The sequence below is a fragment of the Agrobacterium sp. 16-2014-1-2a genome (assembly GCF_053522705.1).
In genome coordinates this window covers 350,649-365,426 of sequence record NZ_JBNWBX010000003.1, presented here as the reverse complement: position 1 = coordinate 365,426, position 14,778 = coordinate 350,649, and the positions used below count along the sequence as shown (strand labels likewise).

15 protein-coding genes and 1 other RNA gene are annotated in these 14,778 nt (G+C 58.0%); 8 read left to right on the top strand and 8 right to left on the bottom strand.

Annotated elements, in window-relative coordinates; all coding sequences use genetic code 11:
* The first annotated feature begins 5 nt into the window (after positions 1 to 5).
* The gene (gene rpmE / locus ACQZ45_RS13335; RefSeq protein ID WP_003506183.1) at positions 6 to 227 is read left to right on the top strand and encodes a 50S ribosomal protein L31; all 222 of its coding nucleotides are present in this window, start codon (positions 6 to 8) and stop codon (positions 225 to 227) included.
* Positions 228 to 378: 151 nt separating this feature from the next.
* On the opposite strand, the gene rcdA is transcribed toward rpmE, so the two are convergent.
* The 3 genes from rcdA to ACQZ45_RS13320 all read right to left on the bottom strand — a co-directional run bounded on the left by rcdA (position 379) and on the right by ACQZ45_RS13320 (position 2,777).
* Positions 379 to 894 carry a protease adaptor protein RcdA gene (gene rcdA, locus ACQZ45_RS13330; protein WP_003511419.1) on the bottom strand — a complete coding sequence of 172 codons (516 nt, stop codon included), beginning with the start codon at positions 892 to 894 and terminating at the stop codon, positions 379 to 381.
* A 405-nt stretch (positions 895 to 1,299) separates the two neighbouring features.
* A complete protein-coding gene (locus tag ACQZ45_RS13325; protein ID WP_003511418.1) occupies positions 1,300 to 1,491 on the bottom strand; it encodes a DUF1192 domain-containing protein in 192 nt (63 codons plus the stop codon).
* Complete coding sequence (locus ACQZ45_RS13320) at positions 1,488 to 2,777, bottom strand: MFS transporter (RefSeq protein WP_003511417.1); 1,290 nt, start codon at positions 2,775 to 2,777, stop codon at positions 1,488 to 1,490. Before ACQZ45_RS13320 ends, ACQZ45_RS13325 begins: the two co-directional genes overlap by 4 nt.
* A gap of 136 nt (positions 2,778 to 2,913) precedes the next feature.
* Here ACQZ45_RS13320 and ACQZ45_RS13315 point away from each other — a divergent pair, with 136 nt between their 5' ends.
* Positions 2,914 to 3,069 carry a hypothetical protein gene (locus tag ACQZ45_RS13315; RefSeq protein ID WP_200951524.1) on the top strand — a complete coding sequence of 52 codons (156 nt, stop codon included), beginning with the start codon at positions 2,914 to 2,916 and terminating at the stop codon, positions 3,067 to 3,069.
* Between the two features lie 56 nt (positions 3,070 to 3,125).
* Here the strand turns inward: ACQZ45_RS13315 and ACQZ45_RS13310 are convergent, their stop codons facing one another.
* The 3 genes from ACQZ45_RS13310 to ACQZ45_RS13300 form a co-directional block, all read right to left on the bottom strand.
* On the bottom strand, positions 3,126 to 4,151 hold the full coding sequence (locus ACQZ45_RS13310) for a class I fructose-bisphosphate aldolase (RefSeq protein WP_003511414.1): 1,026 nt from the start codon (positions 4,149 to 4,151) through the stop codon (positions 3,126 to 3,128).
* 190 nt (positions 4,152 to 4,341) lie between these two features.
* Complete coding sequence (locus ACQZ45_RS13305; protein WP_060642480.1) at positions 4,342 to 5,544, bottom strand: phosphoglycerate kinase; 1,203 nt, start codon at positions 5,542 to 5,544, stop codon at positions 4,342 to 4,344.
* 68 nt (positions 5,545 to 5,612) lie between these two features.
* Positions 5,613 to 7,478: a potassium/proton antiporter gene (locus ACQZ45_RS13300; RefSeq protein ID WP_035251577.1), complete on the bottom strand. Its 1,866-nt coding sequence runs from the start codon at positions 7,476 to 7,478 to the stop codon at positions 5,613 to 5,615.
* 386 nt (positions 7,479 to 7,864) lie between these two features.
* On the opposite strand from ACQZ45_RS13300, the gene ACQZ45_RS13295 reads away from it, so the two are divergent.
* On the top strand, positions 7,865 to 8,131 hold the full coding sequence (locus ACQZ45_RS13295) for a hypothetical protein (protein WP_003511410.1): 267 nt from the start codon (positions 7,865 to 7,867) through the stop codon (positions 8,129 to 8,131).
* A gap of 200 nt (positions 8,132 to 8,331) precedes the next feature.
* Here ACQZ45_RS13295 and gap read toward each other — a convergent pair whose 3' ends face one another.
* Both gap and tkt read right to left on the bottom strand, forming a co-directional pair.
* The gene (gene gap, locus ACQZ45_RS13290) at positions 8,332 to 9,342 is read right to left on the bottom strand and encodes a type I glyceraldehyde-3-phosphate dehydrogenase (RefSeq protein WP_003511409.1); all 1,011 of its coding nucleotides are present in this window, start codon (positions 9,340 to 9,342) and stop codon (positions 8,332 to 8,334) included.
* A 62-nt stretch (positions 9,343 to 9,404) separates the two neighbouring features.
* Positions 9,405 to 11,387: a transketolase gene (tkt, locus tag ACQZ45_RS13285; RefSeq protein ID WP_003511408.1), complete on the bottom strand. Its 1,983-nt coding sequence runs from the start codon at positions 11,385 to 11,387 to the stop codon at positions 9,405 to 9,407.
* A 324-nt stretch (positions 11,388 to 11,711) separates the two neighbouring features.
* Between tkt and ACQZ45_RS13280 the strand changes: the two genes are divergently transcribed.
* The 5 genes from ACQZ45_RS13280 to ACQZ45_RS13260 all read left to right on the top strand — a co-directional run bounded on the left by ACQZ45_RS13280 (position 11,712) and on the right by ACQZ45_RS13260 (position 14,688).
* Positions 11,712 to 11,984, top strand: a complete 273-nt coding sequence (locus tag ACQZ45_RS13280) for a DUF4164 domain-containing protein (RefSeq protein WP_003511407.1) — start codon at positions 11,712 to 11,714, stop codon at positions 11,982 to 11,984.
* Positions 11,985 to 11,995: 11 nt separating this feature from the next.
* A complete protein-coding gene (locus ACQZ45_RS13275; protein ID WP_003511406.1) occupies positions 11,996 to 12,373 on the top strand; it encodes a cell division protein ZapA in 378 nt (125 codons plus the stop codon).
* 78 nt (positions 12,374 to 12,451) lie between these two features.
* A non-coding RNA gene (ssrS, locus tag ACQZ45_RS13270) (6S RNA) lies at positions 12,452 to 12,610 on the top strand.
* Between the two features lie 234 nt (positions 12,611 to 12,844).
* Positions 12,845 to 14,107 carry a hemolysin family protein gene (locus ACQZ45_RS13265; protein ID WP_003511405.1) on the top strand — a complete coding sequence of 421 codons (1,263 nt, stop codon included), beginning with the start codon at positions 12,845 to 12,847 and terminating at the stop codon, positions 14,105 to 14,107.
* Positions 14,107 to 14,688 (top strand): 5-formyltetrahydrofolate cyclo-ligase, encoded by a 582-nt coding sequence (locus tag ACQZ45_RS13260; RefSeq protein WP_003511404.1) that lies wholly within the window; start codon positions 14,107 to 14,109, stop codon positions 14,686 to 14,688. Before ACQZ45_RS13265 ends, ACQZ45_RS13260 begins: the two co-directional genes overlap by 1 nt.
* The last annotated feature ends 90 nt before the right edge of the window (positions 14,689 to 14,778 follow it).

Below are 14,778 nucleotides of genomic sequence, written 5' to 3'. Positions count from 1 at the left end.
TTGTCATGAAGGCTGATATCCATCCCGCTTATCACACGATCAAGGTCGTCATGACCGATGGCACCGAATACGAAACCCGCTCGACCTGGGGTTCGGAAGGCGCAGTCATGAACCTTGAAATCGACCCCAAGTCCCATCCGGCATGGACGGGCGGCAACCAGCAGCTTATGGACCGCGGCGGTCGCGTTTCCAAGTTCAACAAGCGTTTCGGCGGCCTCGGCCTCTAATCCACTTGTGGACGGATCATTTAAAAAAGCCCGGTTTTACCGGGCTTTTTTATTGTCTGTCGATCCGGTGAAACGAGCCCATTGTAGGCCAAAACAAAAAAGCAGGCCTATGAGCCTGCTTTTCAAATTGTCTGGATAAGGTCGTCTTTTCTCAGTTGATCGAGAAAGCCGTGCGCAGAAGGTTAAGCTGCGCCTGCACGCTGTTTTCGTTGTCAGGTACCTTGGTGGCTTCGGACGGGCGGTAGATTTCGCGGTCGAGAAGGGCAACGCGGTTCTGGAGGCGGAGCGACCGCTCGATGAGGTCACGGAACGACTCAGGCAGGTCGTTCCAGCCTGGAGCGTTGCGATCGACGTTGAAGCTGTCGAGCCGCACCTTGCTTTTTTCGCTGAGAACCTGATCGCGTGTCATCTCGCCATTGTTGACGGCGCGCTGCAGAAGCAGCCAGGACGCCATCTGCATCAGGCGGGTGGTGAGGCGCATCGATTCTGCCGCGTAAAGGACAGACGCCATGCGCGGCAGAACCTTTGAAGCGGTACGACCGGCTCCATCAAGATAGCTCGCCGTTTCCTCAACCAAGGTCATGCCTTCGGTATAGAGGGTCTTGAACTGGTTGGAAGCAGCCGCGCGACCCGCAAAGCTAATGGTATTTAAAACCTGTTCCGACATTTTCTTTAAATCCCTGCTCACGCACCACACTGTCAGGCAACGACGACCGGTAATATTTTGTTCCGGCCTTTAGTGTTTTCAGGATGGTATCTTTACCTGAAATGCGCAAGGCAATTATTAAAGAAGGGTTAATACCCACAGTTTTACGAAATCCGGTGATCGGTAAAAAAAGAGCCGCGAAAGCGGCTCTCAAGGTAAAACAGGGAGAAAAATCAGACCAATTCGCCGTATGGAGAAGATGCCTGAGGCCCAGAAGAACTGGACATGTATAGTAATCTCTCAGAAAGCTTAATTTTTGGTTAATGGTAAACGAAAGACTGCATCAGAATCGTTAATCTCGTTTGCCTTTGTGGCAGCAGCTTATCGAGTTAAGACTTGGCCGGAGGTTTTGCTGAAGGCCGCCTGTCAGGACCGGAAGAGGTTCTCCGCCGCAAGCCGGCCGGCAGACTTCCTTTTCCTCTCCTCTTCAAGTCGGGTGATTTCGGTTTGAAGAATGTCGATGCGGTTGCTCAGCTCGTCCACCGAAAGAAGGCTGAGATCGCTGCCGATCTCATGCGCTACCGGTTTTTGCGGACGGTCATCGTCCAAGAGGCTCATATGCCTGCTCCTTTTTCAACATGGTCGCCATCGTCCTCGGGATATTGCGGCGCGCGCGGGTCAAGCGCAATGCTTTCCGGTGTCACGAGCGGTGAGGGCGTTGTCGGCATCATCGTCGAGAAATTGTCCTTTTCGGCGTTCGAAAGCGTGGCGCGCTGACGGCTTCTGATGATGGCATAGGCCGTGATCAGCACATGGGCGACGGCTGTCACCAGGAACAGCGCATAGGGGCCGGAATAGGTCATGACCGCGCCGCCGAGCGTCGGGCCGATGATGGTGCCGATGCCATAAAGCAGTAGCAGTCCACCGGAAACCTTGACGAAGTCTTCCGATGCCGCAAAGTCGTTGGCATGCGCTACGGCGATGGGATAAAGCGCGTTCGCGGCGGCGCCGTAAATGGCGATCATCGGAATGAGCACATAGACATCATGCGGCTGCACGGCCGCCACGGCCAGGCCCGCAACCGCGCCAAGCCCCGCCAGTCCTGCAAGCACATAACGGCGGTCAATCCGGTCCGAAAGGCGGCCTGCAGGAAACTGGGCGAGTGCGCCGACGAAAATCGTGACGGAAACCATGATGGCGATCATGGTCGGATCAAGGCCCGCCCGCGCGCCGAAAACGGCGCCAAGCGTACCGTAAGCACCATTGGCGATGCCGATCATCAGGATACCGACGAAGGAGACCGGCGAATTCCGATAGAGGGCGGGTAAGTCCAGCTTCACCTTTTGCAAGGGCTGGGGACTGGCAGCCTTAGAAAGCGTGGCCGGCAGAATGGCGATGCAATAGATGATGCCGCAGATCATGAACAGCGAGCTATTACTGATATCGCCCATCGGCACGATCATCTGCCCAGCCACGACGCCAAGCAGCGTTATGGCGATATAGAGCGAAAAGATCATGCCGCGGCTCTCATTCGTCGCGCGCTCGTTCAGCCAGCTCTCGATGATCATGGAAGTGCCGGCGGTGCAGAAGCCTGTAAGCGCGCGGAGCGTAATCCACCAGACATCATCGATAACGAGGCCGGTCATCAGCACGGTCAGGCAGACAAGCGCCACGAAGGAAGCAAATGCCCGCACATGCCCCGCACGGCGCACGATGGCGGGCGCCACAAAACACCCAATGACGAAGCCTGCCGCCCAGGAGGTGCCGAGAAAGCCCAGAATTTCATTGGAATAGCCTTCCGCCGAACCGCGCATGGGTAGCACGAGACCCTGAAGGCCGTTACCGAGAAAAAGAAACAGAGTGCTGGATAAAAGAGCGAATACGGGTAGAAGATTTCTGCTCATGAAGACACTCTCATGCGTTCGAACGTATGGTCGGCAGGCCATAAGACGGGGGTTACCCGAATGAGTTGCACTCTTCTGGTGAACGGTAAAAATGTCCAGCCTGTGACGATGCAGAAATAAAGAAAAGGCTCAATAAATGACAAAGGCGATCGGCCTTTTTTTACTGCTGGCGATGATTGTGCAGATCATCCGCCCCTTGGGCCTGCCCGGCCTCAAGAAAAGAGGCGATTGCTGGAAGGTAGCGGTTGCCGCCTTCGTCATCTGGTCGGCGACGCTGCTTTTGCGCCCATAAAGAAAAAGCCGCCCAAGGGGCGGCTTCAATTTTTTATAAATGCCTGGGGCTATGCCTCAGGCAGCCTTTTCGAGTTCCTGCTTCCAGTTGCCCTTGGCAGCCAGGGTGTTCATCATCGCGCGGTGTGTGAAAGCACGCTGGCCGGCGGCGACATTTTCCTGCTTGCCGCCCCAAGCCTTGAGTGCGGTGTCCTGAAGGGCGCGGCCGTACGAATAGGTCAGCGACCAGGGCAGGTCGTAACCGGCATTCATGGCGGAGAGATGCGCCGTCGCCTCTTCGGAGGACTGGCCGCCGGAAAGGAAAGCGATGCCGGGAACGGCAGAAGGCACGGTCGCCTTCAGAACCTTCACGGTCTTTTCCGCCACTTCATCAACGGAAGCCTTGCGGGCATTCTTGCCGTCGATGATCATGTTCGGCTTGAGGATCATGCCTTCAAGGTTGACGCGGGCGTCGAACAGATCCGCGAACACGGTCTGGAGAACCCATTGCGTGACTTCCGCACAGCGATCGATATCGTGCGTACCGGGTTCGCCGTCCATCAGCACTTCCGGTTCCACGATTGGCACGATGTCTGCCTGCTGGCAGAGGGCAGCGTAACGGGCGAGCGATTGGGAGTTTGCCTTGATCGAACCCCAGCTCGGACGCTGATCACCGATGGTGATGACGCCGCGCCACTTGGCGAAACGCGCGCCGGCTTCATGGTACTTGCGCAGGCGCTCATACAGGCCGTCAAGGCCTTCGGTGATGAATTCACCCGGGTGGAAAGCCATCGGCTTGGCGCCGATATCCACCTTGATGCCCGGCAGGCTGCCGGCGGCCTTGATGATGTCCACGAATGGCGTACCGTCGGCGGCCTTCTGGAACAAGGTTTCTTCGTAAAGGATGACGCCGGAGATGCACTTCTTCATGGCGTCGTCGGAGCGGAACAGCATTTCGCGATAATCGCGGCGGGCGGTCTCGGTTGATTCCAGGTTGATGCTGTCGAAACGCTTCTTGATCGTTCCTGTGGATTCGTCGGCGGCGAGCAGGCCCTTGCCGTCTGCAACCATTTTGATTGCGATGTCTTCGAGACGTTCGGTCATTTGCTATTCTCCCAAGGCACAATAAATTCCCGATAACAGAAGTTCCAGGGCAGGGAAATGGCATGCTAACTCATTGAAACGATTGAAATCATTTCAATCGTTTGAAACTTTCCTCCCATGCGCACTTACCAAAAAACAAGGCCGGCCAAGCAACGCTTGTCCGGCCTCGTGTCAGGCAAGTGTGGGAAGTCTACTTGGCGGCGGTCAGGATGGCAACGCCCGGCAATTCCTTGCCTTCCATCCATTCTAGGAAGGCGCCGCCTGCCGTCGAGATATAGGTGAAATCGTCCGAGACTCCGGCATGGTTGAGTGCCGCGACCGTATCGCCGCCACCGGCGACGGAGACGAGCTTGCCGGCCTTCGTGCATTCGGCGGCATGTTTTGCGGCAGCAACGGTTGCCGCATCGAAAGGCTCGATTTCGAAGGCGCCAAGTGGGCCGTTCCAGACCAGCGTTTCCGCGCGCGAAATCCAGGCTTTGATGCTTTCGACCGATTTTGGGCCGACATCGAGAACCATGGCGTCAGCGGGAATGGCGTTGATATCGACGATTTCATTTGCCGCACCGGCCTTGAATTCGCGGGCAACCACGCCGTCTTCCGGCAGTACGATCGCACAGCCGGATGTCGCCGCCTCGATCATGATCTGTTTTGCGGTTTCGGCAAGGTCGTGCTCGCAGAGGGACTTACCGACTTGTGCGCCACGCGCGGCAAGGAAGGTATTGGCCATGCCGCCGCCGATGACGAGGGCATCGACCTTCTTGACGAGATTCATCAGGAGATCGATCTTGCTGGAAACCTTGGCGCCGCCGACAATGGCGACGACCGGGCGAACAGGCTGGCCAAGGCCTTTTTCCAGCGCCTCCAGCTCGGCCTGCATGGTGCGACCGGCATAGGCGGGCAGATGACGCGCCAAGCCCTCGGTGGAGGCGTGCGCACGGTGCGCGGCAGAGAAGGCGTCGTTCACATAGATATCGCCATTGGCTGCCAGAGCCTCGACGAAGGCGGTGTCATTCTTCTCTTCGCCCTTGTGAAAGCGGGTGTTTTCCAGAAGCAGGATATCGCCATCATTCATTTTCGCGACTGCGTCGGCTGCCGGCGCACCGATGCAATCGGATGCAAAGAAAACGGCGTGATCCAGCACTTCCTCGACCGCAGGCACGATCTGGGAGAGCGACATGTCGGCGACCGGTTCACCCTTGGGGCGACCGAAATGGGCGAGCAGAATGACTTTTGCGCCTTTTCCGGAAAGCTCCAGAATGGTCGGTGCAACCCGCTCGATACGGGTGCTGTCCGTCACTTTGCCATCCGCAACCGGCACGTTGAGATCAACACGGACAAGGACGCGCTTTCCGGCAATATCGTTAAGGTCATCGATGGTCTTGAAGGCGGGCATAGGTCGATCCTGATTTCGTTGCGAGTTCGGGACGGACCATACTATGCCTGATTGCCGACGCAAGCCGGTCAGGCCTCATTTTCTCTTGCCTCGTCTGAAGGCGCGGAAATGCCCTTGCCGGCAGCGGTGGAGCCCGACTGGCGCCGCTGCGCCAGATAAGCGCGCACGCGGCGGAGAATTTCCGAAAAACTGATAAAGATCGGCAGGCCGATAGCCGGTTCGACCGGCTCAAGCGAAATTCCGATCCCGGTAATCGCCTCATGTTCGTCCAGCGCCCGAACGATGAGAACAATAGAACCGAGGCGCACCCGGTCGGCATAATCTGCCTTGCCGGAAAGGCGCGCCTCGATCAGTTCCGCGATGCTCATGGCATGCTCGTTTGCCGAAATAAGGCCGGGGCCGTAGGCGGCGTCAAGCTCCGTGGCCGGACGCGCGGGAGAGATTGCAAAGATCCCGAAGAAATCGGCGTCGTCATCCGCAACCGGCAGGGCGCTTGCAAACAGCCGGTCGATCAGCCGCGTATAACCGGGCGCGATGAAAAGATAGACGAGATCATTTTCGCGCAGGCGCCCGGCATATTGGTAGCGAATGGATTTGCCGTCGCGCACGACGAGCGAGGGCATTGCCCAGCGGGGAATACGCTCGCCCTGCATGATGGCGCTGCCTTTGGCCACGCGGTATGAAATCAGTTCGTGATTGGCAGTGCCGGGAAGGTCCACTTCCAGTTTGTCGACATCACCCATGCGCGGCGGCACGATCAGTCCGAGCCGTGTTGCCACCGGCTTGATGGTCCAGCCTTGCAGCAGAAGCGACACGAGCACGATGATGAAGGCGGCATTGAAATAGATTTGCGCATCGTCCAGGCCGCCAAGAATGGGCATGATGGCAAGCAGGATGGAAACCGCTCCACGAAGGCCCACCCATGCCACGAAGGAGGTTTCCTGCTGGGTATAGTTGAAGGGCATGAGGCTGAGCCACACCGCAAGCGGGCGGGCGACAAAGATCAGGAAAAGCGCAAGCAGCACGGCCGGAATAGCAATCGCTGGAAATTGCGATGGCGTTGCCAGAAGGCCGAGCATCAGGAACATGATGATCTGGGCAAGCCAGGTCAGCCCTTCATGGAAACGGCGGATGGTCTCCTTGGCAAAAATCCGGCGGTTGCCGGCAACGATGCCCGCCACATAGACCGCAAGAAATCCACTGCCGCCAACAGCGCCGGTGAAGGAGAAGACCAGCAGGGCAAGAGCCAGCACGAAGATCGGCGCCAGCCCGCGGTCGGCAGCGAAACGGTTGACGACTGTTGCGATCATGACGCCGCCGAGCAGGCCGAAAATAACACCGAGACCCATTTCCTCGACGAACAGCAGCAGGAAGCCGGTGTCGATGCCGGCCAGTCCCTGTCCCTTGGCGATGATCTCGACCAGCGCGACGGTGAGGAAAATCGCCATGGGATCATTGGTGCCGGATTCGACCTCAAGCGTTGAGCGGACCTGATCGCGGATATGAATGCCGCCGATGCGCAAGAGAAAGAATACGGCTGCCGCATCCGTAGAGGCGACGATGGCGCCGAGCAGCAGGCCTTCCAGCCACGACAGTCCGAGCAACAGGGCGGCAGCGCCTGCGAAAAACACGGATGTGAGGATGACGCCGACGGTGGCGAGGGCGACGGCGGGGGCTGCCGAAAGCCGGAAGGATTGTATCGACGTACCGAAACCGGAATCGAAAAGGATTACGGCGAGAACGAGCGAGCCGAGCATATAGGCGAGCGGATTGTTGGTGAACTGGATACCGAGGCCATCCACGCCTGCCGCAAGGCCAATCATCAGGAAGAGCAGCAGGAGCGGTGCGCCGAACCGGAAGGCGATGAGGCTTGAGAACGCTGCGACGAGAACCAGAACAGTTGCCACCAGCAACAGAAGATAAAATGATTCCACGTCCACCGCCTCTTTCAAACCGCGCTGGCCGTCGCAATCAATGCCCTGCACGTTTGCAGTCAATGCGCCACGGGTTGCGGTCTGTCAGCGCTGTTGTGGGTGGCGATGAAAGGCGACGCAAGGCGGGGTGTATCGAATGATACGGCAGGGCCGAAGTGCATTGCGCACGACCGTTGTCCCTGTTCTTCTTGTCCGTTTCAAAGTGGACCAGACGAAGGCAGGAAATGGGATTTTTTTCGGCGCCCGGGCGAAACGTTCATGGCGTGTAGCGCTGTGGATGTTTCGCGCAAACAATTCGCGTGCCGGCGATTCGACGTAACATAGAGACAATGCAGCTACGTTAGTTGTCGCGTCCGAGTTGCTTTCACCATGACCGGAGCGATCGGATGAAACGGAAATCCATTACTATATTTATTGCCTTGCTGGCGGTCGGCCCAATTGTTTCGGGCTGTTCCAGCACGGAACAGACGGCTGAAAACATGGCCGCCCAACGCGAGCGTTGCCGGGTGTTTGGTTACCCTGAAGGTTCGCGTGATTTCGCTGACTGCATGATGAAGCTTTCCATGCAGCAAAGCGATTTGAGGCAACAGACTTTCGATACGATCTGGAGCGGTAGCAGTTCGGATCAGATTATCATCAACAACAAGAAATAACGGGTTGTGCAGTTCATCAGACTTGGTCGGCCTGGTCTCATGCGCCTCTTGCCGGGCGATGGTTTTCGATCCGAAGCGCCCCGCCTTGCTTCAGGATCGATGCCGGAGGGTCCCTCGTCCCGCCGGCAATTTTTTGGCAAAGAAAAACCGGCAGGATTGCGCCTGCCGGTTTTTCTTAATTCGCGAACCGTGGTGCCTGTTCAGATGGTCTTCGCAAATGCGACGGCCGTATCCGACATGCGGTTGGAGAAGCCCCACTCGTTGTCGTACCAGGAAAGAACGCGCACGAACTTGCCTTCCATGACCTTGGTCTGATCGATCGCGAAGATCGAGGAGTGGCTGTCGTGGTTGAAGTCGCGGGAGACCAAAGGCTCTTCGGTGTAGCCGAGAATGCCCTTCAGCTTGCCGTTGGAAGCGGACTTGATTGCTTCGTTGACTTCCTCAACCGTCGTGTCGCGCTTGGCGATGAACTTGAAATCGACGACCGAAACGTTCGGGGTCGGAACGCGGATCGACGTGCCGTCCAGCTTGCCCTTGAGGTGCGGCAGAACGAGGCCAACGGCCTTGGCTGCACCCGTCGAGGTCGGGATCATGGAAAGGGCTGCGGCGCGGGCGCGGTACAGATCCTTGTGCATGGTGTCCAGCGTCGGCTGGTCGCCCGTGTAGGAGTGGATCGTCGTCATGAAGCCGTGATCGATGCCAACGACGTCATCGAGAACCTTCACAACTGGCACGAGGCAGTTAGTGGTGCAGGACGCGTTGGAAATGACTAGATGGTCTTTCGTCAGCTGATCGTCGTTGACGCCGAAGACGACCGTGAGGTCAGCGCCGTCAGCAGGAGCGGAAACGATGACGCGCTTCGCGCCAGCCGTCAGGTGGGCAGCGGCCTTGTCGCGGGCGGTGAAGATGCCGGTGCACTCGAGCGCGATGTCGACACCCAGTTCCTTGTGCGGCAGCGTTGCCGGATCGCGAACGGCCGTAACCTTGATCGGCTTGCCGCCGCCAACGATGATCGTGTCGCCTTCGACCTTCACATCTGCCGGGAACTTGCCGTGGATCGAATCGTAGCGCAGCAGGTGGGCGTTGGTTTCAACCGGGCCGAGGTCGTTGATGGCAACGACTTCGATATCGGTGCGGCCGGATTCGACGATGGCACGCAGAACATTGCGGCCGATGCGGCCAAAGCCGTTAATGGCAACTTTTACAGTCATTTATAGTCTCCCGAACAAGATATGTGCTTGGTCTTTGCGGAATGTGAGGGCTTGGGAAGCCCTCATGCAAGTTTTGCCTCGACTGCGGCGACGACAGCTTCCGCCGTGATGCCGAAGTGCTTGAAGAGATCCTTCGCCGGCGCGGACGCACCAAAGGAATGCATGCCGACGAAAGCGCCGTCGGAGCCGATGAAGTAATCCCAGCCCTGGCGAATGGCGGCTTCCACCGCAATTTTGACCGGAGCCTTGCCGATGATGGCGTTGCGGTAGGTTTCCGGCTGCTCCTTGAAGAGCTCGAAGCAGGGAACGGAAACGACGCGGGCGGAAACGCCCTTGTCCTTCAGCGTCGCTGCGGCCTTGAGCGCTACTTCCACTTCCGAGCCGGATGCAAAGATCGAAACCTTGGCATCGCTTGCGGATACGAGTTCGTAGGCGCCGTAAGCGGAAAGGTTCTTTTCTTCGTATTCCTTGCGCGAAGGCGCAAGGTTCTGGCGGGTGAGCGCTAGCGCCGAAGGACGATGCTTCTGCTCAAGCGCCAGCTGCCAGCATTCCGCCGTCTCGGTTTCATCCGCCGGGCGGAAGACGAGCAGGTTCGGGATGGCGCGCAGCGCGGCGATCTGCTCCACCGGCTGGTGAGTCGGGCCGTCTTCGCCGACGCCGATGGAATCATGCGTCAGAACGTGGACGACGCGGATGCCCATCAGGGCAGCCAGACGGATCGACGGACGGCAATAGTCCGAGAAGATCAGGAAGCCGCCGGCATAGGGAATGAGACCGCCATGCAGTGCGATACCGTTCATCGCTGCTGCCATGCCGTGTTCGCGGATGCCGTAATGCAGGTACCGGCCGGAGAAGTCCGTCGGCGTGATGGACTTCATCTGGCTGGTCTTGGTGTTGTTGGACGGCGTCAGGTCGGCCGAGCCGCCGATCATTTCCGGCAGGATGCCGTTGATGACTTCGAGCGCATCTTCGGACGCCTTGCGGGTGGCGACGGTCGGGTTATTCTCGATGATCTTCTTCTTGAAGGCATCGATCGCGCTGTCGAAGTTGCCGGGCAGATCGCCGGCGAAGCGGCGCTTGAATTCGGCCTTCTTGCCGGCTTCGGTGGCTTCGAGACGGGCTTCCCAGTCCTGACGGGTCTTGGTGGAGCGCAGGCCGGCGAGACGCCATGCATCCAGCACGTCTTCCGGAATGACGAAAGCTTCGGCTTCCCAGTTGAGGCTCTTGCGGGCGGCGGCGATTTCTTCGGCGCCCAGCGGGTTGCCGTGAACCTTGTGGGTGCCCTGCTTGTTTGGTGCGCCGAAACCGATCACGGTCTTGCAGGCGATGAAGGTCGGGCGGTCGGATTTATGTGCAGCTTCGATCGCGGCGGCAATCGCATCCGGATCATGGCCGTCGACGCGTATGGTGTTCCAGTGAACAGCCTGGAAGCGGGCGATCTGGTCGGTGCTGTCGGAAAGGCCAACTTCACCGTCGATGGTGATGTTGTTGTCATCCCAGAAGAGAACGAGCTTGTTAAGCTTCAGGTGGCCGGCGAGCGCGATGGCTTCATGGCTGATGCCTTCCATGAGGCAGCCGTCGCCACACAGCACATATGTGAAGTGGTTCTGCAGATCGGAGCCGAATTCTTCTTCCAGCTTGCGTTCGGCGATTGCCATGCCAACGGCGTTGGCGATGCCTTGGCCGAGCGGGCCGGTCGTCGTTTCGATGCCGGTCGCGTGGCCATATTCGGGATGGCCGGCAGTCTTGGAGCCGAACTGACGGAAACGCTTGATCTCGTCGATCGTCATGTCCTCGTAGCCCGTCAAATAGAGCAGCGAGTAAAGCAACATCGAACCATGGCCCGCAGACAGCACGAAGCGGTCACGATCCGGCCACAGCGAGCTCTTGGGATCGAACTTCAAAAAGCGGGTAAAAAGAACAGTGGCGACATCAGCTGCGCCCATCGGCAGGCCGGGATGGCCGGAGTTGGCCTTCTCTACTGCATCCATGGCAAGAAAGCGGATTGCATTGGCCATCCGGTCGTGTTTGTCGCGAGAAATCATGGCTTTTCCGTCTGTTTCCGGGTGAAGGGAGATAGTTTTACGCAACTATCCAAAAAGCGGGTTGATCCATAGCAGGTGAGGCAGGCAAGTCAATAAATCCACGGGCAATTGCGGTTCTCTCAAGGATAAAAATCGTTTAGCAAAACGGGTGTCTCGAGAAAAATCGTGCGATATGTGTCGCCGTTTCCTCGTTCATCCACAGAGCAAAACGCCTCAATGCACTGGTTTGATTGACGTGATGATAAATCGGGTAATAACCTCTTGGATGTTGAAAAGGCCTGAAACCGGACGATTCGGCCGGTTACTTGCGAGTTGGAAAAAACGATGTCGGCTGAGAAGACCGTACAATCTGCGGTGACGGAGCTGAGCGCTGCCATCACAAATCTCGAAAATGCCATCGATATGCGTATCGAACGGCAAAGGGAGACGGGCGAAATCGATAACGAGGTCAAGCGGGTCCATGTCGATCGCGCAAGGCTCGCGCACGAGCTGGACCAGGCCGAGTTTCGCGCCAATCGTCTCGAAGAAGTCAACCGCGAGGTTTCCCGCCGTCTGGTGACGGCGATGGAGACGATTCGCGCGGTGCTGGATCGATAGGGAGCGGTTTCATGGCGCAAGTTACTGTTATGATCGACGGCAAGGCCTACCGCATGGCTTGCGAGGCAGGGCAGGAAGAGCACCTGACCGATCTCGCTACCCGTTTTGACCGTTATGTGGGGCATCTAAAGAGCCAGTTCGGCGAAATCGGTGATCTGCGCTTGACCGTCATGTCGGGTATCATGGTGATGGACGAACTTTCCGAGCTCAACCGCAAGATCGAAAAGCTTGAGGGGGAAATAGCGTCCCTTTCTCGCAACCGCGACGGTATGGCCGAACACAAGGCAAGATCGGACGAGATGGTTGCCGTTGCCATCAGCGATCTGGCCGACCGTCTGAACGGTATTACCGAAAAACTCCTGGCGCGGCCAAAGCCTGCGGCGCATTGATCGCCGGCAAAGCTTTCCAGCAACAAAATTCGTTCTTGGCCCTCTGGTGGTTTGGTTGGATACGTCCTATATCTAAGAGGCGTTCTGCGCTTCCCGACAGGAACCACAATCCCTGGGGCCATACTCGATCCAAAGGGAGCTGTCCCTGGCCAGTCCCGTGGGGCTGGACACATGGCGCCCACCTACATTTGTAGGCACCCAGGATCGTAAATCTCCATCGGTCGCCGTGGATCGCACTTGAAGTTTCGGGTCACTCCCCGATTCTTCTTCTGACTCTCATAGTGTCGACAGTTATTTTTCATTGCTGCCGGAGACGGCTTTTTTATGCTGCTGTCATTGCAATGGCGGAACAATTCCCTATTATCTCAATTGGTATGTCTGTCATGCCCTTTTTTTTGAAAGAGGGCGCTGCGGCCAAAACCGCGACGTGCCGTTCAACAGCCCAAAGAGCTAAACTTGTTTACTGAAATTATGATCGTGGTCCTGCTCACCGTATTGAACGGTGTGCTTGCCATGTCCGAGCTTGCCGTTGTCTCCTCCAGACCGGCGAGGCTCAAAGTGCTTGCCGCGCACGGCAGCAAGGGCGCCACGATGGCGCTCGGTCTTTCCGAAAATCCCGGACGCTTTCTTTCCACGGTGCAGATCGGCATCACTCTGGTCGGCGTTCTCTCCGGTGCGTTTTCCGGTGCCACCCTCGGCGCACGGTTCACGGCATGGCTGTCGGTGCAGGGCGTCCCCGATCGGGTTGCCGATGCGTTGGGCGTGGGCTCCGTGGTCGTCGCCATCACCTATCTGTCGCTGATCGTAGGCGAACTGGTGCCGAAGCAGATTGCGCTGCGCGATCCGGAAAAGATCGCTGCCCGTGTTGCACCCACTATGGTGATGCTCTCCAAGGTCGGCGCGCCACTGGTCTGGTTTCTCGACAAATCCGGTAAAGCCATCCTTGCGCTTCTCGGCCATAGCGGCACGTCCAATGCATCGGTCACGGATGACGAAATCCGCACGGTTCTGGCGGAAGCTCATAGCGCTGGCGTCATCGAAACCGAGGAATCGGCGATGATCACCAGCGTCATGCGCCTTGCCGACCGTAATGCCCGTGGCCTGATGACGCCGCGCCGCGACGTGGAAGTCGTCGATATTGAAGACAGTGCGGAAGAAATCCGTGTTCAGCTTCGGGAAACGCAGCGTTCCCGCCTGCCCGTGCGCAACGGCGCCTCCGATGAAATTCTGGGCGTGCTTTTCGCCAAGGACGCTTTCGATGCGCTGGCATCCGGCAAGGAGCTGAACGTGCGCGAGCTTCTGCGCGAAGTTCCCGTCGTCTCGGATCTGACGAGTGCTGTCGATGTCATCCAGTCATTGCGCCGCTCCACCGTGCATATGGTGCTGGTCTATGACGAATACGGCCATTTCGAAGGTATCGTCAGTTCTGGCGACGTTCTGGAAGCAATCACAGGTGCCTTCCAGGAAGACAATGACGAGGAGCCGGCGATCGTCGAGCGCGAGGACGGTTCGTTCCTCGTTGCCGGCTGGATGCCCGCCGATGAGTTCGCTTACCGCATGGGCTTCCAGATCGACGAAGACGCCGAGTTCGAGACCGTTGCCGGTCTGGTGCTTGACGAGTTCCGTCGCCTGCCGGAACTGGGCGAACACATCACCCGCAACGGCTGGCGTTTTGAGGTCATAGACCTTGATGGACACCGTATCGACAAGGTGCTCGTGAGCCGGGCTGCCTGATGTCTGGCGACATCGCCGAAAAAGCAAGGCTGCGCGGCGAAAGGCTTGCCGCGCGTGATGCGTTGCCACAAGCCGAGCGTCAGCAAAAAAGCGAGGCGATGACGGCATATGGTGCATCTGCCATTCCGTTCTCGCCAGGTGCCGTTATTTCCGGTTTCATGCCCATCCGTTCAGAGGCCGATATTCGGCCGCTGATGGAGGCACTGCGGACAAGAGGCGGGCGCCTCGCCCTTCCCGTTGTGCTGAACCGGGAGACCATCGTTTTCCGCGCCTTTGATGCGGATGCACCGCTGGTGAAGACGGGCTTCGGCACGACCGGTCCGGCAGAGGACGCAGAAGTTCTCGATCCGGATATTCTGCTCGTCCCGCTTTCCGTCTTTGACGGGCAGGGTCAGCGTATCGGTTATGGCGCGGGTCATTATGATCGCGCTATTGCGAGATTGCACGGCAAAGGCCGAGCGCCCGTTCTCATCGGCGTCGCATTTGATTGTCAGGAAGTGCCATCCGTGCCGGCGGAGCCGCATGACGTGCCGCTTCAGGCGGTTCTGACGGAGAGTGGCCTGCGCTGGTTTTCGGCTTAGCCGTTGATGACCGATGGGAAAAAGGCGCTTTAGCACTTTTTAAAAGATGGATTACCCGTTAGAGGGGACGGAATTTAGGAACATGCGCAA

Bases quoted from the DNA above. Each gene is read 5' to 3' on its own strand.
- gap (WP_003511409.1), bottom strand. From the start codon at position 9,342: ATGACTGTAAAAGTTGCCATTAACGGCTTTGGCCGCATCGGCCGCAAT.
- ACQZ45_RS13315 (WP_200951524.1), top strand. From the start codon at position 2,914: ATGACAAAGGCGATCGGCCTTTTTTTACTGCTGGCGATGATTGTGCAG.
- ACQZ45_RS13295 (WP_003511410.1), top strand. From the start codon at position 7,865: ATGAAACGGAAATCCATTACTATATTTATTGCCTTGCTGGCGGTCGGC.
- ACQZ45_RS13320 (WP_003511417.1), bottom strand. From the start codon at position 2,777: ATGAGCAGAAATCTTCTACCCGTATTCGCTCTTTTATCCAGCACTCTG.
- ACQZ45_RS13275 (WP_003511406.1), top strand. From the start codon at position 11,996: ATGGCGCAAGTTACTGTTATGATCGACGGCAAGGCCTACCGCATGGCT.
- rcdA (WP_003511419.1), bottom strand. From the start codon at position 894: ATGTCGGAACAGGTTTTAAATACCATTAGCTTTGCGGGTCGCGCGGCT.
- ACQZ45_RS13310 (WP_003511414.1), bottom strand. From the start codon at position 4,151: ATGACCGAACGTCTCGAAGACATCGCAATCAAAATGGTTGCAGACGGC.
- ACQZ45_RS13265 (WP_003511405.1), top strand. From the start codon at position 12,845: ATGATCGTGGTCCTGCTCACCGTATTGAACGGTGTGCTTGCCATGTCC.
- ACQZ45_RS13280 (WP_003511407.1), top strand. From the start codon at position 11,712: ATGTCGGCTGAGAAGACCGTACAATCTGCGGTGACGGAGCTGAGCGCT.
- tkt (WP_003511408.1), bottom strand. From the start codon at position 11,387: ATGATTTCTCGCGACAAACACGACCGGATGGCCAATGCAATCCGCTTT.
- ACQZ45_RS13260 (WP_003511404.1), top strand. From the start codon at position 14,107: ATGTCTGGCGACATCGCCGAAAAAGCAAGGCTGCGCGGCGAAAGGCTT.
- ACQZ45_RS13325 (WP_003511418.1), bottom strand. From the start codon at position 1,491: ATGAGCCTCTTGGACGATGACCGTCCGCAAAAACCGGTAGCGCATGAG.
- ACQZ45_RS13305 (WP_060642480.1), bottom strand. From the start codon at position 5,544: ATGCCCGCCTTCAAGACCATCGATGACCTTAACGATATTGCCGGAAAG.
- rpmE (WP_003506183.1), top strand. From the start codon at position 6: ATGAAGGCTGATATCCATCCCGCTTATCACACGATCAAGGTCGTCATG.